At 65.4% G+C, this 26,999-nt stretch carries 33 protein-coding genes; 16 read left to right on the forward strand and 17 right to left on the reverse strand.

Annotated elements, in window-relative coordinates; all coding sequences use genetic code 11:
• Positions 1 to 21 precede the first annotated feature (21 nt).
• Complete coding sequence (locus ACQY4S_RS10945) at positions 22 to 1,686, reverse strand: copper resistance D family protein (RefSeq protein WP_428485231.1); 1,665 nt, start codon at positions 1,684 to 1,686, stop codon at positions 22 to 24.
• 3 nt (positions 1,687 to 1,689) lie between these two features.
• Positions 1,690 to 2,046 carry a copper resistance CopC family protein gene (locus ACQY4S_RS10950; RefSeq protein ID WP_428485232.1) on the reverse strand — a complete coding sequence of 119 codons (357 nt, stop codon included), beginning with the start codon at positions 2,044 to 2,046 and terminating at the stop codon, positions 1,690 to 1,692.
• A 137-nt stretch (positions 2,047 to 2,183) separates the two neighbouring features.
• Between ACQY4S_RS10950 and ACQY4S_RS10955 the strand changes: the two genes are divergently transcribed.
• Positions 2,184 to 2,630, forward strand: coding sequence for an acyl-CoA thioesterase (locus ACQY4S_RS10955; RefSeq protein ID WP_428485233.1), 447 nt, complete (start codon positions 2,184 to 2,186; stop codon positions 2,628 to 2,630).
• A 91-nt stretch (positions 2,631 to 2,721) separates the two neighbouring features.
• On the opposite strand, the gene ACQY4S_RS10960 is transcribed toward ACQY4S_RS10955, so the two are convergent.
• The 6 genes from ACQY4S_RS10960 to ACQY4S_RS10985 all read right to left on the reverse strand — a co-directional run bounded on the left by ACQY4S_RS10960 (position 2,722) and on the right by ACQY4S_RS10985 (position 9,642).
• On the reverse strand, positions 2,722 to 3,309 hold the full coding sequence (locus ACQY4S_RS10960; protein WP_428485234.1) for a hypothetical protein: 588 nt from the start codon (positions 3,307 to 3,309) through the stop codon (positions 2,722 to 2,724).
• A 303-nt stretch (positions 3,310 to 3,612) separates the two neighbouring features.
• The gene (locus ACQY4S_RS10965; RefSeq protein WP_428485235.1) at positions 3,613 to 4,134 is read right to left on the reverse strand and encodes a DUF3761 domain-containing protein; all 522 of its coding nucleotides are present in this window, start codon (positions 4,132 to 4,134) and stop codon (positions 3,613 to 3,615) included.
• A 379-nt stretch (positions 4,135 to 4,513) separates the two neighbouring features.
• On the reverse strand, positions 4,514 to 6,163 hold the full coding sequence (locus tag ACQY4S_RS10970; protein ID WP_428485236.1) for an NAD(P)/FAD-dependent oxidoreductase: 1,650 nt from the start codon (positions 6,161 to 6,163) through the stop codon (positions 4,514 to 4,516).
• Between the two features lie 245 nt (positions 6,164 to 6,408).
• Positions 6,409 to 7,488 (reverse strand): branched-chain amino acid aminotransferase, encoded by a 1,080-nt coding sequence (locus ACQY4S_RS10975; protein WP_428485237.1) that lies wholly within the window; start codon positions 7,486 to 7,488, stop codon positions 6,409 to 6,411.
• A gap of 155 nt (positions 7,489 to 7,643) precedes the next feature.
• Complete coding sequence (locus ACQY4S_RS10980; protein WP_428485238.1) at positions 7,644 to 8,366, reverse strand: metallophosphoesterase family protein; 723 nt, start codon at positions 8,364 to 8,366, stop codon at positions 7,644 to 7,646.
• On the reverse strand, positions 8,359 to 9,642 hold the full coding sequence (locus ACQY4S_RS10985; protein ID WP_428485239.1) for an amidase: 1,284 nt from the start codon (positions 9,640 to 9,642) through the stop codon (positions 8,359 to 8,361). Before ACQY4S_RS10985 ends, ACQY4S_RS10980 begins: the two co-directional genes overlap by 8 nt.
• 129 nt (positions 9,643 to 9,771) lie before the next feature.
• Between ACQY4S_RS10985 and ACQY4S_RS10990 the strand changes: the two genes are divergently transcribed.
• The 7 genes from ACQY4S_RS10990 to ACQY4S_RS11020 all read left to right on the forward strand — a co-directional run bounded on the left by ACQY4S_RS10990 (position 9,772) and on the right by ACQY4S_RS11020 (position 14,199).
• A complete protein-coding gene (locus tag ACQY4S_RS10990) occupies positions 9,772 to 10,002 on the forward strand; it encodes a type II toxin-antitoxin system Phd/YefM family antitoxin (RefSeq protein ID WP_428485240.1) in 231 nt (76 codons plus the stop codon).
• Positions 9,990 to 10,385, forward strand: coding sequence for a type II toxin-antitoxin system VapC family toxin (locus ACQY4S_RS10995; protein WP_428485241.1), 396 nt, complete (start codon positions 9,990 to 9,992; stop codon positions 10,383 to 10,385). The genes ACQY4S_RS10990 and ACQY4S_RS10995 overlap by 13 nt, the downstream gene beginning before the upstream one ends.
• 24 nt (positions 10,386 to 10,409) lie before the next feature.
• The gene (locus tag ACQY4S_RS11000; RefSeq protein ID WP_428485242.1) at positions 10,410 to 10,589 is read left to right on the forward strand and encodes a hypothetical protein; all 180 of its coding nucleotides are present in this window, start codon (positions 10,410 to 10,412) and stop codon (positions 10,587 to 10,589) included.
• Between the two features lie 85 nt (positions 10,590 to 10,674).
• Positions 10,675 to 11,247: a hypothetical protein gene (locus tag ACQY4S_RS11005; RefSeq protein WP_428485243.1), complete on the forward strand. Its 573-nt coding sequence runs from the start codon at positions 10,675 to 10,677 to the stop codon at positions 11,245 to 11,247.
• Positions 11,247 to 11,633, forward strand: a complete 387-nt coding sequence (locus ACQY4S_RS11010) for a hypothetical protein (protein ID WP_428485244.1) — start codon at positions 11,247 to 11,249, stop codon at positions 11,631 to 11,633. Before ACQY4S_RS11005 ends, ACQY4S_RS11010 begins: the two co-directional genes overlap by 1 nt.
• Before the next feature lie 719 nt (positions 11,634 to 12,352).
• Entirely contained in the window at positions 12,353 to 13,513 is a 1,161-nt protein-coding gene (locus ACQY4S_RS11015; RefSeq protein ID WP_428485245.1) for a pyridoxal phosphate-dependent aminotransferase, read from the forward strand.
• Positions 13,510 to 14,199 (forward strand): hypothetical protein, encoded by a 690-nt coding sequence (locus ACQY4S_RS11020; RefSeq protein ID WP_428485246.1) that lies wholly within the window; start codon positions 13,510 to 13,512, stop codon positions 14,197 to 14,199. Before ACQY4S_RS11015 ends, ACQY4S_RS11020 begins: the two co-directional genes overlap by 4 nt.
• A gap of 4 nt (positions 14,200 to 14,203) precedes the next feature.
• Here the strand turns inward: ACQY4S_RS11020 and ACQY4S_RS11025 are convergent, their stop codons facing one another.
• Entirely contained in the window at positions 14,204 to 14,461 is a 258-nt protein-coding gene (locus ACQY4S_RS11025) for a hypothetical protein (RefSeq protein ID WP_428485247.1), read from the reverse strand.
• Positions 14,462 to 14,918: 457 nt separating this feature from the next.
• Here ACQY4S_RS11025 and ACQY4S_RS11030 point away from each other — a divergent pair, with 457 nt between their 5' ends.
• The gene (locus ACQY4S_RS11030) at positions 14,919 to 15,230 is read left to right on the forward strand and encodes a putative quinol monooxygenase (RefSeq protein ID WP_428485248.1); all 312 of its coding nucleotides are present in this window, start codon (positions 14,919 to 14,921) and stop codon (positions 15,228 to 15,230) included.
• Between the two features lie 227 nt (positions 15,231 to 15,457).
• Here the strand turns inward: ACQY4S_RS11030 and ubiA are convergent, their stop codons facing one another.
• Positions 15,458 to 16,357 carry a 4-hydroxybenzoate octaprenyltransferase gene (ubiA, locus tag ACQY4S_RS11035; RefSeq protein WP_428485249.1) on the reverse strand — a complete coding sequence of 300 codons (900 nt, stop codon included), beginning with the start codon at positions 16,355 to 16,357 and terminating at the stop codon, positions 15,458 to 15,460.
• A gap of 57 nt (positions 16,358 to 16,414) precedes the next feature.
• On the opposite strand from ubiA, the gene ACQY4S_RS11040 reads away from it, so the two are divergent.
• The 4 genes from ACQY4S_RS11040 to ACQY4S_RS11055 all read left to right on the forward strand — a co-directional run bounded on the left by ACQY4S_RS11040 (position 16,415) and on the right by ACQY4S_RS11055 (position 20,282).
• Positions 16,415 to 17,137 (forward strand): 16S rRNA (uracil(1498)-N(3))-methyltransferase, encoded by a 723-nt coding sequence (locus tag ACQY4S_RS11040; protein WP_428485250.1) that lies wholly within the window; start codon positions 16,415 to 16,417, stop codon positions 17,135 to 17,137.
• A 92-nt stretch (positions 17,138 to 17,229) separates the two neighbouring features.
• Positions 17,230 to 18,612 (forward strand): glutamate--cysteine ligase, encoded by a 1,383-nt coding sequence (locus ACQY4S_RS11045; RefSeq protein WP_428485251.1) that lies wholly within the window; start codon positions 17,230 to 17,232, stop codon positions 18,610 to 18,612.
• An 85-nt stretch (positions 18,613 to 18,697) separates the two neighbouring features.
• Positions 18,698 to 19,369: a phosphatidylserine decarboxylase gene (locus ACQY4S_RS11050; protein ID WP_428485252.1), complete on the forward strand. Its 672-nt coding sequence runs from the start codon at positions 18,698 to 18,700 to the stop codon at positions 19,367 to 19,369.
• Between the two features lie 43 nt (positions 19,370 to 19,412).
• Positions 19,413 to 20,282, forward strand: a complete 870-nt coding sequence (locus tag ACQY4S_RS11055; RefSeq protein WP_428485253.1) for a CDP-alcohol phosphatidyltransferase family protein — start codon at positions 19,413 to 19,415, stop codon at positions 20,280 to 20,282.
• A gap of 7 nt (positions 20,283 to 20,289) precedes the next feature.
• Here the strand turns inward: ACQY4S_RS11055 and ACQY4S_RS11060 are convergent, their stop codons facing one another.
• The 7 genes from ACQY4S_RS11060 to flgB all read right to left on the reverse strand — a co-directional run bounded on the left by ACQY4S_RS11060 (position 20,290) and on the right by flgB (position 25,587).
• Positions 20,290 to 21,819, reverse strand: coding sequence for a glycoside hydrolase family 44 protein (locus tag ACQY4S_RS11060; protein WP_428485254.1), 1,530 nt, complete (start codon positions 21,817 to 21,819; stop codon positions 20,290 to 20,292).
• Between the two features lie 442 nt (positions 21,820 to 22,261).
• Entirely contained in the window at positions 22,262 to 23,329 is a 1,068-nt protein-coding gene (locus ACQY4S_RS11065; protein WP_428485255.1) for an EscU/YscU/HrcU family type III secretion system export apparatus switch protein, read from the reverse strand.
• A gap of 3 nt (positions 23,330 to 23,332) precedes the next feature.
• Positions 23,333 to 24,103: a flagellar biosynthetic protein FliR gene (locus tag ACQY4S_RS11070; RefSeq protein ID WP_428485256.1), complete on the reverse strand. Its 771-nt coding sequence runs from the start codon at positions 24,101 to 24,103 to the stop codon at positions 23,333 to 23,335.
• Positions 24,100 to 24,372 carry a flagellar biosynthesis protein FliQ gene (gene fliQ / locus ACQY4S_RS11075; protein ID WP_428485257.1) on the reverse strand — a complete coding sequence of 91 codons (273 nt, stop codon included), beginning with the start codon at positions 24,370 to 24,372 and terminating at the stop codon, positions 24,100 to 24,102. The genes ACQY4S_RS11070 and fliQ overlap by 4 nt, the downstream gene beginning before the upstream one ends.
• Positions 24,373 to 24,464: 92 nt before the next feature.
• Entirely contained in the window at positions 24,465 to 24,782 is a 318-nt protein-coding gene (fliE, locus tag ACQY4S_RS11080) for a flagellar hook-basal body complex protein FliE (protein WP_428485258.1), read from the reverse strand.
• On the reverse strand, positions 24,779 to 25,192 hold the full coding sequence (flgC, locus tag ACQY4S_RS11085; RefSeq protein WP_428485259.1) for a flagellar basal body rod protein FlgC: 414 nt from the start codon (positions 25,190 to 25,192) through the stop codon (positions 24,779 to 24,781). Before flgC ends, fliE begins: the two co-directional genes overlap by 4 nt.
• Positions 25,193 to 25,194: 2 nt before the next feature.
• The gene (flgB, locus tag ACQY4S_RS11090) at positions 25,195 to 25,587 is read right to left on the reverse strand and encodes a flagellar basal body rod protein FlgB (protein ID WP_428485260.1); all 393 of its coding nucleotides are present in this window, start codon (positions 25,585 to 25,587) and stop codon (positions 25,195 to 25,197) included.
• 62 nt (positions 25,588 to 25,649) lie between these two features.
• On the opposite strand from flgB, the gene ACQY4S_RS11095 reads away from it, so the two are divergent.
• Genes ACQY4S_RS11095 through fliP form a run of 3 tightly spaced genes read left to right on the forward strand, consistent with a single transcriptional unit; the run spans position 25,650 to position 26,999 of the window.
• Positions 25,650 to 25,940 (forward strand): hypothetical protein, encoded by a 291-nt coding sequence (locus ACQY4S_RS11095; RefSeq protein ID WP_428485261.1) that lies wholly within the window; start codon positions 25,650 to 25,652, stop codon positions 25,938 to 25,940.
• Positions 25,941 to 25,950: 10 nt separating this feature from the next.
• Positions 25,951 to 26,253, forward strand: coding sequence for a flagellar biosynthetic protein FliO (locus ACQY4S_RS11100; RefSeq protein WP_428485262.1), 303 nt, complete (start codon positions 25,951 to 25,953; stop codon positions 26,251 to 26,253).
• Positions 26,250 to 26,999 carry a flagellar type III secretion system pore protein FliP gene (fliP, locus tag ACQY4S_RS11105; protein ID WP_428485263.1) on the forward strand — a complete coding sequence of 250 codons (750 nt, stop codon included), beginning with the start codon at positions 26,250 to 26,252 and terminating at the stop codon, positions 26,997 to 26,999. The genes ACQY4S_RS11100 and fliP overlap by 4 nt, the downstream gene beginning before the upstream one ends.

A 26,999-nucleotide genomic window follows, 5' to 3' on the forward strand; every position in this document is an offset into this window, starting at 1 on the left:
ACGTTAAGCATGACGGCAACTCTATGCCTCTCGATACCCCAGCAGCAGCAGACCAGCGAACAGGATGCAGACGGGCCAGACCCAGCCGGCGATCTGCCAGGCGATGGGATTTTCCCGTGGGTTCAACCTGATCTCCAGCCAACGACCCCAGCCGGCGGCAATGCCGGCCAGCGCCAAGGGCGTGTGGATCAGTTCGATCAGCTCCTGGTCCTTCAGGTTGGCGATGGCATGGCTGTGGGTGAGCAACAGCGTGCCGCCGCCGGCACAGAGCAGCGGAAAGACCAGAGCAGCGTTGCGGTTGGTCCAGTTGGTCGCCCGCACCCGCCATTCGAACAGCGCGAACACTACCAGCAGCAGCACGAAGGCGCGGTGCTGCAGCACCTCGACGTCGCGAAAGCTTTCCAGGAAGCCGATCTGGCCGAGGGGCCAGGTTTCGGGATCCGAGCGGACAAACAGGAAGACCGCGAGGCCGAGGAACAGCAGGGGCCAATGCCTGGCCCAGCGGATGCCGGCGCGGTTGAGCAGGGCGAGCAGCCCGACGCCGACGACGAACAGTCCGGCCCAATGGTGGTTGTATTCCGACCAGGCGATGTCGTCGGCATTGCGCGGCGGCAGCTCCCCTGCCCCAGGAACAAAGGCCACCTGCGGTGCGGCTTTCCGCGTCGCCGCCTCGGCATCCAGCTTGTCCTGCAGGGCGGGCAGCGCCAGGCTGTCGCGGTCAGGACTGCTGAGGCGTGGCCACTCAGGCATATTGCGCGCCACGATCTCCGGCCAGGTCACACGGTCCTGCTTCAGGTCCACGGCGGGCGGCACCGAGGTCAATGAGGCGGCGGCGAAGAAGATGGCGATGCCGATGCCGAACTCGACCTCGGCGAAGCGGCGCATGCGGTTGACCGAGGTGGCGGGATTGGCACGCAGGCGCTCGACCAGCAGGAAGTTCATGCCGCCAAGACCCAGCAGCATCAGGAACATGGCGATCTTGGCGCCAACCATGATGCCAAAGGCGGTGCCATAGAAGCCTTGCCAGTCGCCGATGTAGAACAGGCTCATGGTGCTGCCGCTGACCAGGATGCAGGCGACGCCTGCCATGGACATGCGGGAGAAGCGGGCACCGACCAGCCGCCAGGATGCGGCATCGCGCACGCGGGCCAGCGCCAGCAGGAAACATGGGATGCCGCCGACCCAGATCGCCGCGCCAAGCTGGTGCAGACCCTCGACCAGCAGCAGGACGGCGCGATCGTCCAGCCGAGCCGCGGCGTGGGTGGTCAGGGTTGCGGCGGCGAGTTCCACGAGGGTCAGCGCCAGCAGCGGCAGGGACGGCGCTCGGACCTTCCAGCCCAGCAGCAGGATCGCCAGCAATGCGGCGGCCGCGGTCTTCACCAGTCCAGCCACGGCGAAGTTGGCGGCCAGAACGTCGGAGACACTCAGGTCCACGGTCGGGGTCAATACGGCGGTCTGCAAGGCGACGGTCGCGGCCTCAGACAGCAGCAGACCTAGCGCGGCATAGCCGGCAATGCGCGCGGTGCCGGCGGCGATGGTCTGGCCGGCGGGTCCCAGGCGCCTGGCTAGCGGGCGGGCCAGCGATACCAGGAACAGGGCCCCGCCCAGCGCCATCGACTGCGACAGGATGGTCAGGCCGTGGACGATGATCGAGAGGTAGCCGAACAGGTCGACCAGCAACTCCATTGATCAGGGCGCCGTGACGGTGAAAGGAACGTCGCCGCGGGTGATGTGGCCATCGATTGCCAGCACCTGCCAGCGAACGACGTAGGCGCCGGGGGTCAGGTCGAGACGGGCGTTGATGATGTCGGGCGGTCCGGCGGCCGCGATCGGCACGGTGTCGTGGCTGTGGTCCGGCCGGGTGAGGGTCAGGCGGGAGCGGGCGCGATCGATCCGGCTGTTGTAGCGCAGGTGCAGGTCAAGCGGACCGGCGGGGACCGAGGCGCCGGCGGGCGGCGTGCTGTCCTCCAGGATCGCGTGGGCAAAGGCTGGTGCCGGCAGCAGCATGGCGGCCAGGAGAAGCGGACCGGCGATAGCCTGGATCATGAGACGGTGCTGCAAGCTGATCCCTTTCAGGCCGAGGAAAGCGACCGGCCGTGTAGCCCCGGACGTTCGCGCTGTCCAATGACGCAGGGCTCGGCTAAGGGAAGCGGAGACTGGATTTGTGCAGGATGCGTGTCGCAATGAGCCGTCAACCGCCCGGAAAACGAGATGATTACCGTTGGTTCCATGCCATCACCACGCGGTGGATGGACAACGATGTGTTCGCGCACGTGAACAACGTGGTGTATTTCTCCTACTTCGACACGGCAATCACATATTTTGAAATGTCGGAGAAGGTGGTCGGCCTGCTGGACGGCCCGGTGCACTGCGTGGTGGCCGAGGTGGCGTGTCGGTATCATGCTTCACTGGCGTTTCCCGACCGGGTGACGGTAGGGATTCGTGTGGCCTCGATCGGGCGAAGTTCGGTGCGCTATGAAATCGGCATTTTCCGCAACGATGAGGCGGCAGCGACGGCCGAGGGGCATTTTGTGCATGTGTTTGTCGAGCGAGGGGTGCAAAGGCCGGTAGCGATCCCGGAAGACGCCCGGGGAAAGCTGGCTTTGCTGATGGTTGCGGATCGGGCATGAACGTCTGAGATCGGCAGCTTGGGGTCGTGCCCTTCGCCAGCGAAATCAGGTCCCGGATGACAACCTGATCAGGCTGTTCGGGCCGCCGGTGTCACGGAGCGAGAGCAGCCGAACCGGGAGTTTGTGTTTCGGCGAGAGCCTGCATGATCGCGCTGCCCCATGGCCGCGGGTTTGCGTCCTGCTGCGACGGCGCTATGGCATGCGGCACGGTAGCGGGTCGGGCCCCGGAAAGGCGGTTGCGGTAGGTCTCGATCTTGGCGCTGGCCTGCTGGATGGCTTCCTCGACCGCTGGGTCCGGGACGTCGTTTAGCGGTTCGGCCTCCGCGGCAGCGACGTTGGGTATATCGCAGGTCAGGCGCCTGGCCAGCGCTTTCTCATTCTGCTGGCAGGAGCGGTTGAGGCCGTTGGCGCAGCCACGGAAACGCAGCCGTAGGGTGGGCGACATCTCGGTTGCCTTGGCCTCCGCCAGAACGTCGAGTGCGGAGAAGCCGAAAGCAATGATCTGAACGGCGTTCAACATCTCCGCCCGCGTACGGGCGCCGTAGGATATCAGTGTTTCGAGGATTTCCGTTCGGGCCAGATTGAGATCCGGCGTGATCGTGAGGAAGTACGGTATCAGGAAGCGGACCAGACGTTCGAGGAAAATGCTGGGTTGGTAAAGGGTAGGATGCTGGGACATAGCGGCGGATCCAGAAAATGTTTGTGTTTTGTTCTTATCGCAGATTCCGAACCAAATCAAGAACAAACAGACGCTCGATTTGCGACAGGCTTTGTTCCAGGCTTTGATGCAGGGTTCAATGCAGACGGGGTCCTGCCCCCAAAGTTCGTTGTCTTACGCGGCGGACATAGGGCAGCGGTTTCCTGTACGGGAGACCAAACCCACCGCTACCCCAGGGCCCACCGCTACCCCAGGGCGCGGGCATACAGCGATGCCCGCTGCCGGTGCTTTCCCCAGCGTTACATTCGGGGCGTTATATTTGGCCTAGGAGCAAGCCTTGCCGCCGCTGGGCCGATCGCCGGCTGCTTCCGCGGCGGACTGGGCCATGTAGGCGCCGTTCTTCGTCTTGCCGTAGTAACGCGTGCCAGGACAGTGGTAGACCTTGCTGGTATTGTTAACCCATACCTGCCCGGTGCCGCCACCGGCTTTTGGCGCGGTTGTGCCGGTCGGCCCAGTTGCCGGGGCTGAGGCAAGGGAGGGTTTGGTCGACCCGATCAAAGGTGACGGCGTGGGCGAAGGTGACGGCGTAGACGAAGGCGTCGTCGCGGGCGTTGACGCACTGGCAATGCGAGCGTTGGCTGGTTTCGCGGCCGGTGTGGCCGACGCCGTCGTGGCGCCCCAGGATGCGACCCCGCCGTGGCCACGACAGGCGCCGGACCGGGATTTCCCGGAATAGTCGGAGCCGTCCTTGCAGGCGGCGGTGACCCCCGTGTCCGTCTGTGCATAGGCGGCGGGAACCAGCAACAATCCTGTGCCAAGTATAGCGGCTATTAGAGCTGCTCTCATGATGCCGTTCTCCATTAGGGAATGCTCGACTGTTGGAAATATTTCGGAGGCGAGCAAGACAAAAGGCGAGGTTTGCCGGCTTATGGCGATCACAATGTCTGGCGGAAGACTGGCTGTGCAGTGAAAGAAATATCGATACTATATCGGCGCAGATGTATTTCTATCGCTTATTCGCGCCTGTTCATAATTTAACGCCTGCATAGGTGCTAATGAACAACTATATCATGTTGCATGCATGGGCTGGACAAATGGCAGTCGAGCCAAGGTCACGAACACGCGCGAACTACTTTATCAAAGCGGCCGCGTCGGCGGCAAGACTTGCTGGCGAGAACCAAGTATTGGATTTTCCGGATCTGCTCTGCGTGAAAGGGCGAACAAGCTACCCGTACGCCACCGCCGCCTCGCCCCGTGTCATTCGCTCCATCATAGGCGTTCCGGTCAAACCGCAAGCCACCGCCTCCGCCACCCGGATCCCGTCCACGGCCGCCGACAAGATTCCGCCGGCATACCCCGCCCCCTCCCCGGCCGGGAAAAGACCCTTCGTGTTCAGGCTCTGTCCATCGGCGCCGCGGACAATCCGGATGGGGGAGGAGGTGCGCGTCTCCACCCCCGTCAGCACCGCGTCGTGCATGGCGAAACCGGGAATGTCGCGGGCGAACTTCTGCAATGCCTCGCGGATTGCCTCGATCGCGAAGCTGGGCAGACAGGCCGCCAGGTCGGCGGGATGGACACCGGGTTTGTGGGACGGCACGACCGCTCCCAGCGCGCCAGAGGCTCGTCTGGCGATCAGGTCGCCGACAAGCTGAGCCGGGGCTGCGTAATCGCTGCCGCCGGTCAGGAACGCGCGCCGCTCCCAGGCCTGCTGGAAGGCGATGCCGGCGAGCGGGCCGCCGGGGTAGTCGTCCGGCGCAATGCCGACGACGATGCCGGCATTGGCGTTGAACTCGGCCCGCGAATACTGGCTCATGCCGTTGGTCGCGACGCAGCCGGCTTCGGAGGAAGCTGCCACCACCCGTCCGCCGGGACACATGCAGAAGCTGTAGACCGAGCGCCCGTTGCTGGCGTGATGCACCAGCTTGTAATCCGCCGGTCCCAGCAGCGGATGCCCGGCGAACCCGCCGAACCGCGCCCGGTCGATCAGCGCCTGAGGGTGCTCGATGCGCGCGCCGATGGAGAACGGCTTTGCCTCGATATGAACGCCGCGCCGGTGCAGCATGGCGAAGCTGTCCCGCGCGCTGTGGCCGATCGCCAGGACGATCGCCGAGGTATCGAGTTGCGCGCCGTCCGCCAGCACCAGGCCGCGGACACACCGCGCGCGGTCCAGCACGATGTCCTCGACGCGCGATCCGAAACGGTACTCGCCGCCCAACGCCTCGATTCTGGCGCGAATCCCCTCGACGACGGTGACCAGGCGGAAGGTGCCGATATGCGGCTTGCTGGACCACAGGATCTCCTCGGGCGCACCGGCTTGCACGAAGGCAGTCAGGACCTTGCGGCCGAGATGCCGAGGATCCTTGATACCGCTATACAGCTTGCCGTCGGAGAATGTGCCGGCGCCGCCTTCGCCGAACTGCACGTTGCTCTCCGGGTTCAATACGCCGCGGCGCCACAGGCCCCAGGTGTCGCGGGTTCGCTCGCGGACCAGCTTGCCGCGTTCCAGGATGATCGGCCGGAACCCCATCTCGGCCAGGGTCAGTGCGGCCATCAGCCCGCACGGGCCGGTGCCGATCACCACCGGCCGGGCCGGCGGCGTCCGGACGCGGGTCGGGAACCGGTAGCTGGTATCCGGGGCGATCCGGATGCCGGGATCGGCTGCGTGCCGACAGCGCACATCGGCCTCGTTTCTGATCACGACATCGACGGCATAGACCAGGCTGATGGCCGACCGGCGGCGGGCATCATAGCCGCGGCGGGCGACCGACAGACTGATCAGGTCCTCCGGCGGAATGCCGAGCCGCGTTGCGGCCGCGTGGTGGAGCGCGTCGGGGGCATGATCCAGCGGGAGTTTGAGTTCGGTCAGGCGAAGCATGCGGTTCGATGACGACTTTGCGTTTTCGTTGTTCAGGGCGCTGCGCAGCCGGCGTCCCTCATCAAGGCCGGGGTCGGCACCGGCGCACTTGATCCGCGGCTGTACTTGATCCGCCGGCTATCCACGACGTTGTCCGACCCAGCACCGCAAGTCGTGGGTGGCCGGCCTGCGCCGGCCACGACACGAAAAACCACTGGGCCATGCCGCTGGTAGAAGAACTCATGCTGCTGGCAGAAGGAGAAGCCCTAGCCGCCCAGACGGTTGCCCAACGGCCGAGCCCAGGCGTGCGGATCGGCTGCGGTGCCGTACTGGATGCCGACGATGGTGTCGTACAGCTTCTGCGTCAGCGCGCCGGTCTGGCCATCGTTGATCACGTAGCGTTCTCCCTTGTAGCCGAGTTCGCCGACGGGGGAGATCACCGCGGCGGTGCCGGTTCCCCACATCTCCAGCTTGCCGGCCTGGGCGGCGGCGATGACGTCGTCGATCGCGATCGGCCGTTCCGAGACGCGCAGGCCCCAGTCGCGCAGCAGGGTCAGCACCGAGTCACGGGTGATGCCGGCCAGGATGGTGCCATTCAGCGGCGGCGTGATGACCTCGTCGCCGATCTTCAGCATGATGTTCATGGTGCCGACCTCGTCGAGATACTTGCGCTCGACGCCATCGAGCCACAGCACCTGGGTGTAGCCGGCCTTTTGTGCCGCTTCGGCGCCGAACAAGGAGGCGGCGTAGTTGGCGGCGGTCTTGGCCGCGCCCAGGCCGCCCTGCACCGCGCGCACATGGGTGTCGGAGGCGAGGATGCGGACCGGGTTCATGCCTTCCTTGTAGTAGGCGCCCACCGGTCCGACGATGACGTAATATAGATAGCTGTGCGAGGGGTGGACGCCCAGGAACGTCTCGGTCGCGATGATGGTCGGGCGGATATAGAGCGACGTGCCGGCCAGGGACGGGACCCAGCGCTGGTCGACCTCCACCAGGGCGCGGATCGACTGCTCCACCATCGCCGGATCGAGTTCCGGCATGCACAGGAAATGGCCGGATTGGTTCAGCCTGCGGGCGTGATCGGCCAGGCGGAACAACCGGATATGGCCGTCGGGGCCGCGAAACGCCTTCATGCCGTCGAACACCGCCTGTCCATAGTGCAGCACGCAGCATGCCGGGTCCAGGCTGAACGGGCCATAGGGCACGATGCGGGGATCATGCCAGCCGTGACCCGCATCATAGTTCATCAGGAACATGTGGTCGGTGAATATGTTGCCGAATGTCAGCGTCTCGTCGGCGGGTGGTTTCCCGGGGTTGGTGGTCCGGGTGATCGCGATGTCTGTCACGGATGTCTCATGTCATGGAACGCCTGTCGGACAGACTACGATATCATGATGGCCAGCGCCAATGCGGACAGCGTGCGCCGGCTATGCGTCCGCCTGCGTATGCTGGCTCCGTGAGCAATGGCATCCGGCGCTGTTCGGCTTGCGCCGCTACGGGGCTACCCATCGTGCGGCGCCGGCACGGCGGAAAAATCCAGGAGCCAGGGTTCCGCGAGACCAAGCCCACGAACCGTGATGCCGCTCGGGAGCACCGCGGTGTAGGCGGTGTGGTGATGACCGTGCACGATGAGCCGGACGCCGCACGTGGATGCCAGATCGTCGATCACCCCGAAGCCATGCGGATGGCAGGAGGGCGCTTCATGCGAGACCAGGATATCGCATTGGAAAGCGGCGAGGCGGTCGAAATCCTCCGGGAAGATCGTGTCCCGGTGAAACAGCGGCAGGCCGGCGCGCCAAATCTCGTGCGGTCGCAGTTGGGCTTGGAATGCCGCCCTGGTCTGGAAGGATGGCCGGGTCTGGAAGGATGGCGGATCGGTGCGGTCACCCTCCAGCCGGGGGTACCAGACCCTTGGCTTGAACACGCCCGGCAGGCCGGCGAGACGAAGACCCTCGATCGTCGTGACCCGCAGCCCCAGGTTCCCTGGCGCTTCGCACAGGTTGTCATAGGCCGCTTCGGTTTCCGTGTCGTGGTTGCCCAGGATCCAGCGGACGTCCCAGCCGCGCGCGATGGCTGGCGCGAACACGCTGGACAGCGGCGCGGGGCAGTCGCAGTCGCCCGGCAGGATCAGCGTCCCGGCGGGCAGCGCATGGCAAGCGCGCAGGATCGGGGCGAAGTTCCGATGCGGGTCGCCGGCGAACAGGATCGGCCGCGGATCAGCCAATCGCGGCCTCCACCCAGCGTGCCCAGGCCAGCACCGCGCGGTCCTCGTTCTGCCGGCCGATGATCTGGATACCGAGCGGCAGGCCGTTCGGCCCGATGCCGGCGGGGACGGTGGCGCAGGGCACGTGCAGCGATGTCCAGATGAAGTTGAACGCCGGGTCGCCGGTCCAGCCGAGGCCCTTAGGCGCCTCGCCGGGTGCGGCCGGGGTCAACAGGATATCAAGGTCCTCCATTGCCGTGGGGAAGCCGCGCTGGGTGGTCTCGAACACCACGTAGGCGTTCTCCAGCGTGGCCTGGGCGTGGCTGAGGCCGATTTCCAGACGCTCCCGCAGGTCAGGGCTCAGCAGGCCAGGGTGGTGGGCAAGTTCCCAGCCCAGCGCCCGCGCGCTTTCGCTGTTCATGACAATCGGATGGGCGTCGATCAACGCGGCGAAGCCGGGCGGCAGTTCCCGGTCGATGACCGCCGCCCCTGCCCGGCCGACGGCATCGGCGACCCTGGCCAGCAATGCCTGAGTCTCCGGCTCGGCGTTGCCCCAGGTGGGGGAGCGGCAGATACCGATTCTCGGGGCCCGGTCGGGCCTGGTATCGGGGTCGCCCAGATCGCGGCCGGACACGGCGCCGGCGAATAGTGCGCAATCCGCCACTGTCCTGGCTATCACGCCGACCGTGTCCAGGCTGTCGGACATGAGCTTCATGCCGATCCGGCTGATCAGCCCATATGTCGGCTTGTAGCCAACCGCCCCGCAATAGGCCGCCGGACGAATGATGCTGCCGGCGGTTTGCGTGCCGTAGGCCAGCGGGAACAGCCCGGCACCCACGCCGGCCGCCGAACCGGAGGAAGAGCCGCCCGGCGTGTGCGCCGGGTTGGCCGGGTTCATCGCGGCGCCGGGTCGCCGCGTGGCGAATTCTGTGGTCACGGTCTTGCCAATCACCACACCGCCGGCGGCGCGGGCCCAGGCGACAGGTGCCGAGTCGGCGCGAGGTCGCCAGCCGGTCCAGATGGGGGAGCCGTACTGGCTGGGCATGTCGGATGTGTCCAGCACATCCTTCACGCCGATCGGGATGCCGTGCAACGGACCGGAACGTGCCGAAGCCGCTGCTGCTCGCGCCTGGGCGGGATCGAGATGGGTAAAGGCCTGGACGCTGGGGTTGCGGTTGGCGATGTGGTCGAGGTAGGCGTCCATCAGCACCTCGGGGCGCAGCTTGCCGTCATGGATCAGGCGCACCGCCGCGGTCGCGGTCAGGCTGCACGGATTACCCGGGACGTCATGAGCCATGGCTGATTTCTCCACATTTTAGGTCTGGCCAAATTTTGCCTAGACTACCGGGGGCTGGCGGATGGTCGTCAATTGACATTGACGGAGCGGACTGGATTAGCTAACATATTAGCTAAGGAGAGTCGCCATATGAACCATGTTGTCAACATGCACGAGGCTAAAACGCAACTGTCCAAACTGGTTGCTCTCGCACAGCAGGGAGAGTCGGTGACGATCTCAAGTCATGGCCGGCCGGTGGCAAAGCTGGTGCCGATCAAGCCACAGCCGGTGTTCGGCATGATGAAGGACAAGTGGCCCAATGTCCCGCTAAGTTCTTTCGCGCCAATGTCCGATGAGGAAGCGGCGGAATGGGGGCTCTAAGGCTCCTTCTCGATACCCACGCGTTCTATTGGTGGCACACAGGCGATACCGCATTATCCACGAAGGCGCGGTCCGCTATCGCGGATGATCAGAATGAAAAATATATCAGTGCCATCACCGCATGGGAATTCGTTGCCAAGTTTCAATCGGGAAAGGAACTGGCGTTTGGTCATATCGCTGCTGATGTGGTCGGCGTGGTCGCGGCGCAAGGATTTACCGAATTGGCCATCACCATGCGCCACGCCCAGGTTGCCGCGCGTTTGCCGTTTTATCACAAAGACCCGATGGATCGGTTCCTGATCGCACAGGCTACCGTCGAGGACATGACGATTGTTACGACTGACAATATTTTCGGCAGCTATGCGGTGAAACTGTTGTGGTAGGCTTGGCTGGATTAGCTGGTGACGGTGAGCATTCCAGTAGCCAATGTACGGCTGATGCATCGCGTCGATGTCGACCTGAGCACGATGCAGCGCGACGAAATAGCGGCGGACGTCCACCAGGTTCGCCGGTTGCGGCAGCATGGCGATGATCATGAATGTGGCGTCGATGATCTTGCAAAAGCCGAGCGGCCGCGATCAGGCTGAACAGGTCGGCGGCTGTGGCTGAATTTCCGATCTGAAGGACAGGCGACACTGGCGCGGCGACCCACACGGGTCCATTCTGAGATTGATGAACGTTGAAGAGCAGTACCAGGACGACGACAGCCGCCCGGTCAGCGGCCAGACCATCCGCATTGGTGGCGGCCCTGGCGGAGCCGTCACCTATCTGATCGACCTGCCGCCGGAGGCGCTGCCCAGCGTCTGCAAGCGCGACCTGGAACTGGCCTGGTACGCGGCGCGTGAAGCGGCGATCGCCGATCGCTGGGGATCGGTACGGGCGTTCCGCTTCAACCGCCCGGACGGCAGCCACACCGACCTCGCCCTCGCCGACCGTGACGCAAGCTGCTGGGTTGGCGCGGTCGATCGCACTGTCGGGATTGCGACGACCCGAGGCTTGTCGCTCTGCCTCCGGCTGCTCGCGCTGGTTGATCTGCTGGCCAGGGCGACGTGGGCGCAGCCGCTGTTCAAGCTGGCCCGCGACGGCGCCGAGTTGCATCCCGCACTGCTGCGCGCCGCCGCCAGTCAGCCGCTGACTGCCGAGGCCCGGTTCGATGAGGCCGGATTCCGTCTGCGGCTGTCCCGCTTCATCGCCGGCTTCCATCTGGAAGCACCGCTCGGCGATCGCCTGTCAGGAGTCCATTGATGAATTGCCTTCGTGTTCTCGTCGTGATGAGCTCGCTCGCGCTGTGCGGCTGCGACAACCCGGCCCCGCTGACCGGCCAGGCGCAGGCCGATGCGGCAACACGGTCCGCCTGCCGGCAGCGCGCCGATCAGGTCTACAATCAGCAGAACCGGGGCGAGATCTACAGCCCAGCGCTGCAGGTCAACACGCCGTTCTCGGCCAGCTATCAACCCGACCAGGCCGACCGCGGCCTGGCGCAGTTGTTCGCGCATGACAAGCTGATCAGCGACTGCGTGCGCAATACCGGTACGGGTTCGGAGCGGAGCCAGCCGCTTGCACCTGTTCCTCCTGGGCCCGCTGGTTCGGGACCTGCTCCTGCTCGGCCTCCCTCCACCGGCAAGCTCTAACGCGGCCGCGACGGTCAGCATGTCCGCGATCCGCGCCAGCACGGCGCGGACCGCAGATTGTCTGTTCTGGCACCCATTGGAGCGCATCTGGGACCGACCGCCGCATAAGACCCACGTTCGAAACCGACTTCGCGCGGCGTAAAGCCAGTCCGGCCGATCGATTTCTGTAACATCTCGATCCGTCTCGTATTATTATCGTCATGGCCAAATGATATGTCGGGTTGGGCGGAAGCCAGTGGGTGCGTCGCATCGCGGTGATCGCACGAACCCGCTCAACGGACGGACGAGGTGGCGTGAAGTGCCGGTAGCAAGAGATTTGACGGTTTTTGCCACGACGCCGCAAGGTGAACCAAGTGCGGCTAGCCTGGCTGCATTGCCAACAACACCGTCCGCCGCATTGCCCGACAGCACCATGACCGCCTTCGTGAAGGCTTGGCGTCAGTTCATCAGGGCACCGGCGAGGCAGGACCTCAAGGAGCAATCCAATCAGGTGCGCCCGCGGGAATGTTGCACAGTGGCAGGCCGGTGGACGAGGCGACCCGTCGTATCACGACGCCCAGACGCATCGGCTGATCTGGGCGGCTTTGGCTGTCTCGATGAACGGGTCAAACGGTCGGGCGACGCAGCCATTGGCAAGCCAATCGTCCTTGCCCGAGCGGCGCGAGGCGTGCCGCGACCGAGCTTCATCGTTTCAGGGCATTCCGCATGACCGAGTCGAGATGACCGACATGGATATCACGCACACCCCCGCCTCTCGCATCGTCGAGGTCGCGCGTCTCGCGTTCTCGATGCCGGATGTCGACTTTCTGTGCTTTGGCGAATCGGATCAGCCAAGCCCATCGGATGCGACGCAGGCGGCGATACAGGCGCTGGAGGATGGCGAGACACGCTATCCTGACGTGCGCGGCTTGCCGGCGCTGCGTGCCGCGTTGTCCGGCTACCTGACCGGGCTGCATGTCCTGCCGGTCGCCGAAAGCCGGATCCAGGTAACGGCGTCCGGCATGGCCGCGCTCTCCGTCGCCCTGTCCGCCGTGGTACGGGCGGGAGACCGGATCGTCATGCACAGCCCAACCTGGCCGAACATCGCCAACGCGGTGCAGTTGCGCGGCGCCATCGTCGAGGCGATCGACCTTGCCGCCAAACCGGATGGCGGCTTCCGGCTGGACCTCGACCGGCTGGACCTGATGATGGACGGGGCGCGTGCCTTCATCCTGAATTCGCCCGGCAACCCGACCGGCTGGACCGCCAGCGAGGCGGACCTGCGCCAGATCCTGGCGATCGCCCGCCGCCACGGCGCCTGGCTGATCGCCGACGAGGTCTACGCCCGCCTGGTGTATGATGGCCGGTCCGCCGCCCCATCCGTGCTGGACATCGCCGATCCGTCCGACCGGGTCATCGTCTGCAACAGCTTTTCCAAGACCTGGATGATGACCGGCTGGCGCCTGGGTTGGCTGGTCGTGCCGGACGGCACGCGGGACGCGATCGCCGACCTGGTGGAGGTGTCGCATTCCGGCGTCGCGCCGTTCATCCAGCACGCCGGCGTGGCCGCGGTCGCCGATGCCGCGGCGGTGGACGCGTTTCGCAGCCATTGCGCGGCCGGCCGGTGCATCGCGAGCGAGGCGCTGGCCGGACTGGCCGGAATCGATTACCGGCCACCCGACGGCGCCTTCTATGCCTTCCTCGCGGTTGACGGCCTGCACGACAGTCTCGACCTGGCGAAGAAACTGGTGACCCGGCATGGTGTTGCAGTCGCACCGGGTGTGGCGTTCGGCGCCGCGGGCGAAGGCTGGCTGCGGGTATGCTTTGCCCAGTCGGCGCCGTTGCTGGAACGCGCCATGCAACGCCTGCGAGACGGGTTGCGTGCGGAGATGGGATCATGAGCGACGTGAACGACAGGACATGCGGAGTGTGCGGCAACCCCGCACGGGCGCCATTCCGGGCACCGCAGCCGGAAATCGCGCCGGATCTCGACATGCGGCCTGGGGAGCCGGCGCGCTCGACGCTGATCGACTGGATTCAAGGCTGCCGGCATTGCGGGGCAGCGGCGCCGGATCTGGCGGTGCTGCCCACGGCGGCGCGGGCGGTGGTGGACTCGGCCGACTACAAGGCGCTGACCACGACGGTGCTTGAGGAGACGCTGCCGTTTCGGCGCTGGGCGCTGATCTGTGAGCGGACCGGCGATCCGGCGAACCAGGCGGAGGCGCTGTTGCAGGCCGCCTGGGCAGCGGACGACGCGGCGGCGATGACGGCGGCGTCCAGCCTGCGCGCCGAGGTCGCCGCGCTGTGGGCCGGAACCGAGGACGTGGAACTCGGCCTGCGGCGGCTGGATGTGCTGCGGCGTGCCGGTGCGTTCGAGGCAGCCGAAGCCTGGGGCGACAGCCTCGCCGGTCGCATCAACGAAGAAACCGCTGCTGCCATCATCGCCTTCCAGCGCGCCCGCATTGCCCGGCGGGATATCGGCCGGCACCTGATCAGCAGCGCCATGCCACCGCCGGCGCACGCCCCGCATGTGTCGCATGGCAAACGTGCCTCGACCGGCTTCTGGTCGCGCCTGATCCGGAAGTAGCCGGCTACAACTGAAACATCCGGACGATCGACAGCAACAGCAGGCCAGCGCCGGCAACGCCGAAGCCAATCGTGCCGTACTCCGGCAACCTGTTCGTGACGCCGAGGATCAGATAGGCGGCGGCAATGGCGATTGTCGCGAGAGCCAGCAGGAAGCTTGGGCTGGTTTTCGAGCCGGCACGCTCCCGGAAGTAGAAGCGCCCGACGAACAGCAGGAAGGCCACCAGGAACGGCATCAGAATGATGGTGGAGGCGTTGGACATGGCAGCGGCTTATCCCTGGGCAACTCGGCGCGCTTATATCAGGACACCATGGATTCCGACCCGACATTCATCGCCTGACCGCGTTCAGGCCGCACAGTCAGCCTGAACGCGGTCAGGCGTCCTGGGTCAGCCGTTCGCCATCGTTGGCCAACCCCACCCAGTCCACTCGCTGCTTGTTTTCAGCGGCCGGCTTATGCCCTGCATCCGTCACAAGATGCGACGAGGTTCGGGCGCAGCACGCTCGCTCTTGCTTGATGGCATGATTTACGCGCCTTGAGCGTTCCGCTCAGCGTGAGCACGCGCCAGGCTGTTCGCCATGACGGACCCATGGGTCGAGCTTCGTCCGCGGGGGTTTGCCCCTGTCACGCGTGCGGCACGGGTCTTCGCGTTGCGGCGGAATTGCCGCATCATCCGGCAGGCGCGCCGTGGCGCGACCTCAACAAGGAGCAGACATACGATGATTCACGTCGTCGCCATCATCACCGCCAAGCCGAACCAGCGTGATGCAATCTTGCAGGCGTTCCGCGCCAACATGCCGGCGGTGCACGCCGAAGCCGGCTGTCTCGAATATGGCCCGGCGGTCGACGCCGAGGGCATCGGCAACTTCCAGACGAAATTTGGTCCCGACACCTTCCTGGTCATCGAGAAGTGGGAGAGTCCGGACCACCTGAAGGCGCACGCGGCGTCGCCGCACATGGCGGCCTATGGCGCCAAGACGAAGGACCTGATCGCCAGCCGCGTTATCCATGTTCTCTCGGCCGCGGCCTGACCCGTTCGGCCACCGACGGAAGGATACGCCCGGTGTCGGGCAGCGGCGGTCGCCTGCGCGCAATGGCGGCGGATAAAGCGGGCGACCGCTGAACCGGGTCCCGGGCCTGTCGGGCGAGCGGGCGGAAATCGCATGAGGCGGCAAATCCTCCACGCCGCGTCTTCACGTTGTGAAGGTGATGCGGCGGCGGCTGTCATCGCCGCTGGGCGTCATTGCATCGTCCGCTGTCACAGCCAGCCCGTCAGGATCGCCAGCGCGACCGCCAGCCCGACCTCGCGGTTGGCGCGGAACAGCCGCAGGCACTGCGCGGGGTTGTCGATATCCAGTCGGATGACCTGGCGGGCCAGCAAGGCCGCCGGCAGCAGCAGCGCGAGGTAGAACCACCCATTCAACCCCGCCAACCAGCCCGCCACCGCCAGCACCACGACCGAGGCGGCGTAGCAAGCGGCCAGGAACGGCCTGGTCCGGTCGCCGAACAGGCGTGCGGTGGAGCGGACGCCGACCAGCGCGTCATCCTCTCGATCCTGATGGGCATAGATCGTGTCGAAGCCCAGGTCCCACAGGATCGCCGCCGCATAAAGCGTCGCCCAGGCCGCATCCAGCCGTCCCGCCGCGGCAGCGTAGCCCATCGGCGCGCCGAAGCCGAAGGTGAACCCCATCATCAGTTGCGGCCACCAGGTCACCCGCTTGGCCAGGGGATACACCGCCACCAGCAGCAGCGAGGCGATGCCCAGCCGGAGGCACAATCCGTTCAGTTGCAGCAGGACGACCAGCCCGGCCAGCAGCAGCACAGCCAGGAACACCAACGCGTGCCGCGGCCGCAGCGCGCCGGAGGCCAGCGGCCGGCCCGCGGTCCGCGCCACCTGCCGATCGATATCGCGGTCCCACAGGTCATTGACGACGCAGCCCGCCGCGCGCATCAGCAGGCTGCCGACGGCGAACAGCACGACCAGGCGCGTTGCCTCGCCAGCGCCGGGACGCGCCAGCAGGATGCCCCACAGGCCGGGCAGGAACAGCAGCCAGGTGCCGATGGGCCTGTCAACGCGCGCCAGAAGCAGGTAGGGCAGCCAGGATCGTGGCAGCCGAGTGACCCAGCCGGTCGCGATGATGTCTGTGTGGGCGTTCATAAGCGGAAGGTGTGTTCGTCATTCGATGCCACAGTCAAGCGGACACCGGTTAGGGCCATGGCGCGGCCAATGGGCATGACGCCGATCCGCCTGCATGTCGAGCCGCCGCTCTCGGCGGGCGCCACGATCGAGGCCGCCGCGGCGCGGGCGCACTACCTCGGCACGGTGATGCGCCGATCGGTCGGCGACGCGGTCCGGCTGTTCAATGGACGCGATGGCGAATGGGATGGCCGCGTGATGGCACTGTCTCGCGGCAAGGCCACGCTGCTGGCGGAGACGCTGGTCCGACCGCAGCATGACGAGCCGGATCTGTGGCTGGTATTTGCCCTGCTGAAGCGCGACACAACGGATATGGTGGTGCAGAAGGCCACCGAGCTGGGGGTCTCCAGACTGCTTCCGGTGCTGACCGAACGGACCAATGCCGCCCGGGTGAACGCGGATCGGCTGCACGCGATCGCGATCGAGGCCGCCGAACAGAGCGAACGGCTGACCGTCCCCGCGATCCATGCTGTCCGCCCGCTGGACCAGGTCCTGGCGAAGTGGTCCGATCAACGATCGTTGTATGCCGCGTTGGAACGCGATCAGCAGCGCCCGTTGCCACGGGTCGACGACCGGGCCGGCTTGCTGGTCGGGCCAGAGGGCGGTTTCGGCGCACGTGATCGCGACCTGCTGAGCCGCCATGATTTCGTGCGGCCGGTGTCCCTCGGACGGCGTATCCTGCGGGCCGAGACTGCCGCCATCGTCGGCCTGGCCTTGTTGCAAGCATCGAGCTGTGGCTAGTACGGTGTGTTCAACAGTCGCCTGCATGGACGTTTCGTGCATGTGCATCATCGCCCGATCGGCGGTATCAACCAGAATGCCTTGAGAGCCATATGTCCAATCCTGGAGACGCCGACGAGACCCCGATTACATCGGTCCGCCAAATGGCCGACTATCTCGCCGCCGGCTGCAAGCCGCCGGAGCAGTTCCGTATCGGCACGGAACATGAGAAGTTCGGCTTTCGGCTGCCCGACCTCACGCCGCCGCCTTACCATCCGGCCGACGGGCAGCCGGGCAGCATCCGGGATGTCCTGGGCAACCTGACGCGCTTCGGCGGCGAGCCGATCCCGGACGGCGCGCACATTATCGGATTGAAACAGCCGGATGGTGCGTCGGTGTCGCTGGAACCGGCGGGCCAGCTTGAACTGTCCGGCGCGCCGCTGGACAGCCTGCACCAGACGAAGCAGGAGCTGGAGGCGCATTTCGACCAGGTCCGCGCCGCCAGCGAAAGTCTCTCCCTCGGCTTCGCGCCCTTGGGCTTTCATCCGCTGGCGACGCGGGACGCGATGCCGTGGATGCCGAAGGGCCGCTACGCGATCATGCGGCGCTACATGCCGCTGGTCGGCAGCACCGGACTGGACATGATGAAGCGCACCTGCACCGTGCAGGTCAATCTTGATTACGCCTCGGAGGAGGACATGCGGCGCAAGCTGCGCGTGTCGCTGCTGCTGCAGCCGTTGGCCACGGCGCTGTTCGCCAATGCGCCGTTCACCGAGGGCAAGCCGAACGGCTTCCTGTCCTATCGCGCCCAGGTCTGGACCGACACCGACAACCAGCGTTCCGGCATTCCCGCAGTGATGTTCGAGGACGGCTTTGGGTTTGAGCGCCACGCCAGATGGCTGATCGAGCAGGTGCCGATGTATTTCGTCTACCGCGACGGCCGCTACATCGATGTGGCCGGCCGGTCGTTCACCGACTTCATGGCCGGCCGGGTCGCCGAGCTTGCGGGCGTGACCCCGACGGTCGGCGATTTCGCCGACCACGTGACGACGGCCTTCACCGATGTGCGCCTGAAGCGCTTCCTGGAAATGCGCGGCGCCGATGCCGGCAGCCCTGGCATGATGCTGGCGCAATCGGCGTTCTGGGTCGGGCTGTTATACGACGGCGCGGCGCTGGCGGCGGCGGAATCGCTGCTCCGCGGCGCCGGCTGGACCGACGCGATCACAGCCCGCGGCGCGGTGCCGCGCCAGGGTCTGGCGGCACCGTGGCGCGGGGGCACGCTGCGAGATATCCTTTCCGACGCCATCGGCATCGCCAAGGACGGCCTGCGGGCGCGTGGGCGTCTGAATGCGGCGGGACAGGACGAGACGGTTCTGCTGGCGCCGCTGGAAGCCATCGCCGCCGGCGGACCGGTCCAGGCGGAGCATTGGCTGGAGCGGTATCATGGCGCATGGCGGGGCGACATCGGCCGCATTTTCCAGGAAGCAGCGGTCTGAGACGGGGAACTCGCCGATCCTAGATGCCTTGCCGGTTCCAAACGTCTTGTCGGTGATCCTCCAAAAGGCCATAAACGCGCTTTAGATGGCCATGTTCGACGACATCCGTGCCTCTCTGGCACCGCCCCACCCGGCCGGCCGTCCGTTTATCATGGGCGGCTTGATCGCAGCGCTGCTGGGCGTCGCCATCGGTCATTGGCTGATCTGGCTTGGCCTGATGTTCACCCTGTTCTGCCTGTATTTCTTCCGCGACCCGGAGCGGGTACCGCCGGCGCGTCCGGGCGCCATCGTGGCACCCGCGGACGGGCGCATCGTGTCCATGGGCCTGTCCGCCCCGCCGCCGGAACTCGGGCTAGGGGCCGAACCACGCTGGCGGGTCTCGATCTTTCTGTCGGTGCTGAACGTGCACGTGAACCGGATGCCGTTGGATGGCGTCGTCACCCGCATCGCCTACCGGCATGGCGCCTTCGTCAGCGCCAGCCTCGACAAGGCCAGCACGTCGAACGAGCGCAACGCGCTGGCCATCCGCGTCGCCTCGGGACAGGAGATTGCGGTGGTGCAGATCGCCGGCCTGATCGCCCGGCGCATCCTGTGCGGTGTGCGGGAGGGTGATCCGGTGCGGACCGGGGAGCGCTTCGGCATCATCCGCTTTGGCAGCCGCACCGACCTCTATCTGCCGGACGGGCTGCGCCCGCTGGTGGCCGAGGGTCAGACGATGATCGGCGGCGAGACGGTGATCGCCGAGATGCTGCCATGAGCGCGCCGCCTTATGAGGTTCTTGCCGGTGCGCGGCCCGGCGCATGAGCGACCGTCCGCAAGGCGCATCAATTCGCCGGCTGCGGCGCTACCGGCCGCGCAAGCGGCTGCGCCCGCGCTACAAGGGACCGTCGTTCAACCGCATCGTGCCGAACCTGATGACGATGCTGGGGCTATGCGCCGGCCTGACTGCCATGCGTTTCGGCCTGGAGGACCGCTTCGGTCCCGCCGTCGTGGCGATTACCGTGGCCGGCGCGATTGATGGGATTGATGGACGCCTGGCACGCCTGCTCAAGGCGACCTCCCGCTTTGGCGCGGAGTTCGACAGCCTGTCGGACTTCGTCAGCTTCGGGGTTGCACCAGCGTTCACGCTGTATCTGTGGTCGCTGCGGCGGGCAGGTGCCTATGGTTTTGTGCCCTGCATGATGTTCGCGGTCTGCATGGCGCTGCGGCTGGCGCGATTTAACGCCTCATTGGATGGCGCGCCGAAACCGGCTTACGCCTATAACTTCTTTACCGGTGTGCCGGCGCCGGCGGGGGCCGGCCTTGTGCTGTTCCCGGTGTTCCTGGGGCTGGAGGCGACCACGCAGGGATGGGATTGGCTGCTGCACACGACGCGCTATCCGCTGCTGAATGCGGTCGTGCTGACCGGGATCGCACTTCTGCTGGTCTCGCCGCTGCCGATCTGGAGCTTCAAGAACTTCAAGATCCCGGCGGAATATGTCCTGCCATTGCTGCTGGGCACCGGGGCCTTCGCCGCGGTGCTGCTGGCCGATCCTTGGGCGGCGCTGGCGGCGGCGGGACTGATCTATCTGGCGATGCTGCCGTTCAGCATCCGCAGCTTCAGGCGGCTGCGGCGTGAAGCCGAGGCGCCACGGGATGAAATGGAGACAGACCGCCGCGACAGTGCCTGAGGCGTGACTAGTCCAGCAGGATCACCAGCATGTTCATCGAATACGCCGGCAACGTCACGTTGCCCGTACCAGCACTGAACGGGACATTCGCCAGCTTGTGGATCGCGGTCAGATCGGCGTTGCCATAGCTGTAGAATGCCGCGTTCGTCGTTCCGGTCTGGCCCGCTATCCTTATCGGCGTCGTCAGATTGCTGGTCGTCTTGTTGATCAGCACCAATGTCAATGCACCGGGACCCTGCAATGCTGCATAAGCCGACACCTCGCCCTGATCGTCACTGACCGTCTGAACGGAGGTACTGCCAAAGGCCAATCCCTTGCCATTGACATTGCGGAACAGCAGGAAGCTGAACGCGATCGGGTCGGTCGGCTGCGGCGGGTTCCACATGGTGGCCAGGGCTACCTGCTCGCGGCCGAAAATGCCCAGCACATCGGCCTCCGCGATGGCATCCGTGACGAGCTTGTGGCCGCTATCGATGGAGTATTCCGAAAACGAAAGCCGGGTGCCTGGGTAGTACTGCGCAATCCACTGCTGGAAGCGGGGGATGAGCTGCATCGGTCCGTCGAACCAGTATTTCTCCACCCAGGTGCCGCCATTATAGGTCGGGTCCCACAACGTGCGGGTCGAGGCAAGCTGGCTCGTGACGTCGGTGAAGTTGAAGTAATAGTGCTCGTCGAAGGAGTCCAGCAGGCGCCTTCCATTGGCGTGGCCGGCGGCGGCCATTTGCTGCAGGTAGTATTGTCCGGCGAACAGATTGTTCTGTTGGCTTGGCGTGCCGATCCAGCCGCCCAGCGTGAAGTCCGATGGGCCGAAGATAAGCGCTGACCCATCCTGTTGCTTGACCGCGGCGGCGTACTCCGCCCCCAGCGTGCTGATGGTGGCATACGTCGCGCCGTTCGGCATGATGTCGCGATGCGTGTTGCTCCAGCCAAACGGCTCGTTGTCCAACTGGTAGAACCGCACGCCTCCCCCCTTGATGCCTGGGCCAAATTTCGCCACCAGATGCTGCACCCACGCCGCCTGCGTCGCGGGCGTGTTCGCCACGTTGTTGACCGGAATGTTGCTATCGAGCAGTTGCGTGCCGTTGCTTGCGATACTGTTCCCGCACGTCTGTCCGTTGGGAAAGACGTATGGATTGGTGGCTTGTTGTGCGCCATAGACCGAGACGGGAAAACTGCAGGACCAGGCGGCGCTGTTGTTGATGTAAGGGATGATCGGAATGGTCAGCAGGGTGGATGTGTTGGTCGCGTTGTCGGCCGCCACCAATGCATCCGGTTCGGCGCTGGGCACCGGGCTGGCGTTGCCATCGCCGCCCATGAAATACCAGTCGAACCCGGCATTGCTGCTGTCGACAATCCAGTTATAGCGCGAGGTGCCATCGCCGCCCCAGCGCATCACCGACAGCCGCGCGGCCGCCTGGTACTTTGGTGTTACGCCGTACTCCGCCATGCCGTAGATATAGGGGCTGATCGGGTGCTGATCGGCGGCGGGATTGACGCTGATCGCCGGCCCTGGGCTGTTTTGAGCCAAAGCGGACATGGTGGGCAAGCCCGCGCTGATGGATGTTGCGATCAGAAGAAGATTTCGGATGGAACTCATTGCTTGGATAACTCCGACCGGACAGCGCTATTCAAAACGATTACAATTCAATTGTCACTATGTAAGGTTGTGTCACTATGTAAGGTTGTGTCACTGCCTACGAATCCTCTCTTGAATTGAAGAAGCGTGGAAGTGGTCCGGGCGGGCCGCTGTGACGTTCGTCAAGTCGAAGTCACCAATCGAGTCGATATCTAAAGGGATTGCCTGGTATGCCTTAAAGGCGCATATCCAAAATTTGTTACATTTAACCACAGGATAATAACTACAAAGGTTACTGCTTATTATCGGCAAAAGCAGGGCGCAGTGTCTTGACCTTTTAGAAACGCGTCGACTTAAGCCGATGACGGCGGCCATGGCTGTTCGCGATGCAGCGAGTTTGATCCTAGCCCAGCGGCGCGGGTCGCCGCAGCCGCCATACGTAGGCGATGATCTCCGCCACCGCCTTGTAGTGTTCCGCGGGAATGTCGGTATCCAGTTCCTGCTGATACAGCGCCCGCGCCAGCGGCGGATTGGACACCAGCGGCACGTTGTTCGCCTGCGCGATCTGCCTGATCCGGGCGGCGACGTGATCAACGCCTTTGGCGACAACACGCGGCGCGGCGTTTTTCGACCGGTCGTATGACAGCGCGACCGCGTAGTGGGTCGGATTGGTGACCACCACGGTGGCCTGCGGCACCGCCGCCATCATCCGCTTGCGCGCCCGCATGAAGCGGATGCGCCTGATGCGGGCCTTGATGTGCGGGTTTCCGTCGGCGTCCTTCTGCTCGTCGCGGACGTCCTGCTTGCTCATGCGCTGGTCACGGGCGTGCTTCAGCCGAACCCACAGCAGGTCGGCGCCGGCGATCGCGGCCTGCGTGCACAGACCGGCGATCATGATGTGCAACACCGAACGACCGATCGCCGCTGGCAGATGCCCAGGGTCCTGCCAGGGCTGTGCCAGGATCGACATCACGTCGCTGCGTGCCGCCAGCCACAGTGCGAACAGCAGCAGGCACAGCTTGCCCAGCGACTTGACCAGCTCGATAAGGCCGTTCGAGCCGAACAGGCGCTTGATTCCCGCTGCCGGACTGACGCGGGAGAGCTTCGGCTGCATGGCGCCGAGGTGCAGCAGGAAATTGGTCTGCACGAGTATCGCGGCGGCGCCCGCGACGATCGCGGCGCCCAGAACCGGCAGCACGCTGCTCAGCAATCCCTGTGCGGCGAGCCGCAAGCCGGCTGGTCCCGCCATCTGCGGCTGGTTGGCGCGCGCCAGGAACAGCGCGGTCTCCCGACCCAGTTCGCGAAACGTGGTGGGGATGTTGTAATACAAGGCGGCGATAACCGCGGCCATGCTGAGGAAGGTCGCCGCCTCCCGCGAGAGCGGCACATTGCCGGCTTCCCGTGCTTGCTCCAGATGCCGCTGCGTCGCGGCTTCCGTGCGGTCTTCACTGGACTGCCCCTCGTCGGCCATCCTTCAGCCGGCGCCGGGAAGCGCGCCGAGGTAGGTTTCAACCCCTTGCCGCCAGGCCACGATCATCGCCCCGCCGATGGTGGCGAGCAGCAGCAGGCCGCCGAGGATCTGGCCCGGCAGCGCGACGAAGTAGATCTGCACACGGGTCATGACGCGGGCGATCTGCCCCATGGCGACGTGCCAGACGATGGCCGCCAGCACGAAGGGCGACGCCACCCGCAGCGCCAGGTTGAACGTCGTGCCGATCGCCTGGACAGCGACCTGGAGACTGTCACCAGCCGGCAGCATGTGACCGGGAGGAATAAGCTGGAACAAGCCGACCAGGGCACGCAGCGGCAAGGTGTAAAGCCCCGACCCCAGGATCATCACCGGCGCGGCGAGATTGAACAGCTTGGCCAGCGCGGTCGATTGCGCGCCCAGATCCGGATCCGGCTGCAGCACGCTGGACAGGCCCAGCAGGTAGGCGACGAACTGAATGCCGATCGGCAGCGCCAGTGCGATCACCCGGGTCAGCCAGCCGAACCACAGGCCGGTGACGACCTCTCCCGCGACCATCAAGGCCATCATCAGGCCGGCGGACGGCACTGGTGGCATGATCGGCTGCAGGATTGGCACCAGCAGGATGGTGATGCACAGCGCGATGCCGATCCGCACGACGGCCGGCGCCGAACTCTCCCCCAGTCCCGGCATCAGCGTCATGGTCGCGCCGACACGAGCCAGGATCAGGGCGAATGCCGGCGCCGAGGCCAGCAGTTCACCCACCGTCGGGTTCATGAGCCACCGACCATGACGATGCGGTCGAACACCTGGCGCGAGAAGGTGACCAGGGTCTCCGCCATGAACGGCCCCAGCAGGACCATGGCGAGACCGATCGCGATCACTTTCGGCAGGAAAGCCAGCGTGGCCTCGTTGATCTGGGTCACCGCCTGAACGAAGGACACTACCAGACCGACCGCGAGGCCCACCAACAGCGGTGGACCGCCAAGTTTCATCGTGACGATCATGCATTCCCGGATCAGCGCACCGACATCCGCATCGTTCATGGCGCGTCGCTTAAGGGCGCGTCGCTTAGGGGAGCGTCGCTTAGGGGCGCGTCGCATCTCGCGACGCGGCTCATTGGCATGCAGCGCATGGCTCAGATCGGCATCTTCATGATGTCCTGATAGGCCTGCACCACGCGATCACGAATGGCGGTCGCGGTCTGCAAGGTCATCTCCGCGTGCGACAGGGCGACAACCACGTCCGTCAGGTTGCCGCCACCCTGCAGCGCCTGAGTGGCCTGATCCTCGGCGGTGTGGCCGGTCTGCACCGCCTGCTCCATCGCCTGCTGCATGGTGGAGCCGAAACTGCCACCGGGCTGTGTCAAGGTCGCGCTGGAGCCGCCGCGGGCGGCACGTGCGTAAGCCTCGGCCGCGGCTGACGGCGTCACGACGACAGTGGGGATGGTGGTCATTTCAACAGGTCAATCGTACGGCTGAGCATGCTGCGGGTCGCCTGCATCACCGACAAGTTCGCGCTGTAGGACCGTTCTGCCTCGCGCATGTCCATGACCTCGATAAAGCTGTTGACGTTGGGCAGCTTGACGTAGCCTTGCGGGTTGGCGGCGGGGTTCGCCGGGTCGTACTTCAGCGGCAGGTCGCTGTCGTCCTTGCCAATGCTCTTAACCTGGACGGTTTCGGCGCCCAGGGCGCTGTCCAGCTTCGCCTCGAACATGACGGTCTGGCGCCGGTAGGGATCAGCGCCGGGCGATGAGCCCGTAGTGTCCTGGTTGGCGATGTTCTCCGCGATCACCCGCAGCCGCGTGGTCTGCGCGGTCATGCCGGTGGCGGAAACGCCGAGGGCGGTGTTGAGGTCGCCGGCCATGGCTAGCCGGAGCGGCCCAGCGCGGTGTTGAACATCCCCATGTATTTCTTCCAGATGCTTGTCACGAGGCTCTGCGTCGTTTCGGTGTCAGCAACCTTGGTAAGCTGCTCGTCCAGGGTGACGGTGTTGCCGTCCAGCGCCCGCGCCTTGGGCGGATCGGTAATCAGCGAGGCGAGGCCAGTCGGCGCGGTTCCGGCCATGTGACCTGGCTGGGTTTGAACCGGTGCCATTGAAGCCGAGCCGCTGAGAACCTGAGCGAAGGATGCGACATCACGGCCCTCAAAGCCGGGTGTGTTGACGTTGGCGATGTTCGTCGCCAGCACGGTCTGCCGCTGCGCGGTCCATGCAAGGCGCTTCTCCGCCAGGTCGAACAGGCCAATTCGGGTCGGGTCCATGCCGGCAAGATGACGGAAAAGAATAAACGAAAGGTTAACGGGATTTCCTTAACGATTTGTTCATGAATTGCACGCCTACTCGGCCCATGCTGACCGAGTACGACACGCATGATCTGGCGTCCGTTCGCACCTGCCTGGAGGATGTCAGAACCGACCTCCGGACCGCCCAGGCCTTGCTCGACGCCGGCCGAGCGGTAGATTTGACCGGGATGGATGGACGGATGGCGGCACTTTGCGCGCAGGCGCTTGGCCTGCCGCCGCCGCTGGCGCGGCAGACGCTGCCGGACCTGTTGGCGCTGCGCGATACCGTCGAGGTCCTGGTCGAAACGCTGGGCCGTCGGCCAATACGATGATCGACGTGCGATGATTGGTGGCTCAATGGGCGGCGACCTTGGGTCCATCGTCACCGCCGCCGGTGCGCTGATCGGGGTCCTGCTTCTCGTCGTCCTCGCCGCTCGGCTTATCCGGGCGGGTGGCTGGGCGGCGCGGCCACCCGCGGGCAAGCTGCTGGCGCTGCGGGAGTCGGTGGCGCTGGATACCAGACGCCGGCTGCATCTGGTGCAATGCGGCGACCGGCGGGTGGTGCTGCTGACCGGCGGCACGCAGGATGTGGTCATCGGATGGCTTGATGGCGCCGAGACAACACCACCCAGCGGGACCCCATGAGACTGGCTGTCCTGATCCTCATGCTGGTGCTGGTGCTGGTGCTGGTGCTGCCGGTCGCCGGGCACGCGCAGTCGGTCAACATCGATCTGGGGGCGGCAGGTCAGGCGGGTGCCACCGCGCGTCTTGTGCAGCTTACCGCGCTGGTGACGGTGCTGTCCCTGGCGCCTAGCCTGCTGGTGATGATGACGGCGTTCACGCGAATCGTGATCGTGCTGTCGCTGCTGCGCAGCGCGCTCAGCACACAGGGAACGCCGCCGAATATCGTGCTGATCGGACTGGCGCTGTTTCTGTCGTTCTTCGTCATGCAGCCTACCCTGGAGCAGGCCTGGACCAATGGCGTGCAGCCAATGACCGAGGGGCGGGTCAACGAGATCGATGGACTGCAGCAAGCCACCGCGCCGTTCCACCAGTTCATGACGCGGAACCTGCGCGACGAGGATCTGCGGTTTTTCACTGATCTGGCGCATCTGGAGCCGGCAAAGGATGAGAACGCGGTGCCGTGGCGCGTGCTGATGCCAGCTTTCCTGGTCGGCGAACTGCGGCGCTCCTTCGAGATGGGATTTCTGCTGTTCCTGCCCTTCCTGGTGATCGACATGGTGGTGGCGAGCGTGCTCATGAGCCTGGGCATGATGATGCTGCCGCCCAGTGCGGTATCGTTGCCGTTCAAGCTGATCTTCTTCGTGCTGATCGATGGCTGGCGGCTGATTGCTGGAAGCCTGGTGCAGAGCTTTGTCAGCGGCGGGTAA

Origin of the sequence: Rhodopila sp. (assembly GCF_965276935.1) — a bacterium.
In the GTDB taxonomy this organism is placed as follows: domain Bacteria; phylum Pseudomonadota; class Alphaproteobacteria; order Acetobacterales; family Acetobacteraceae; genus Rhodopila.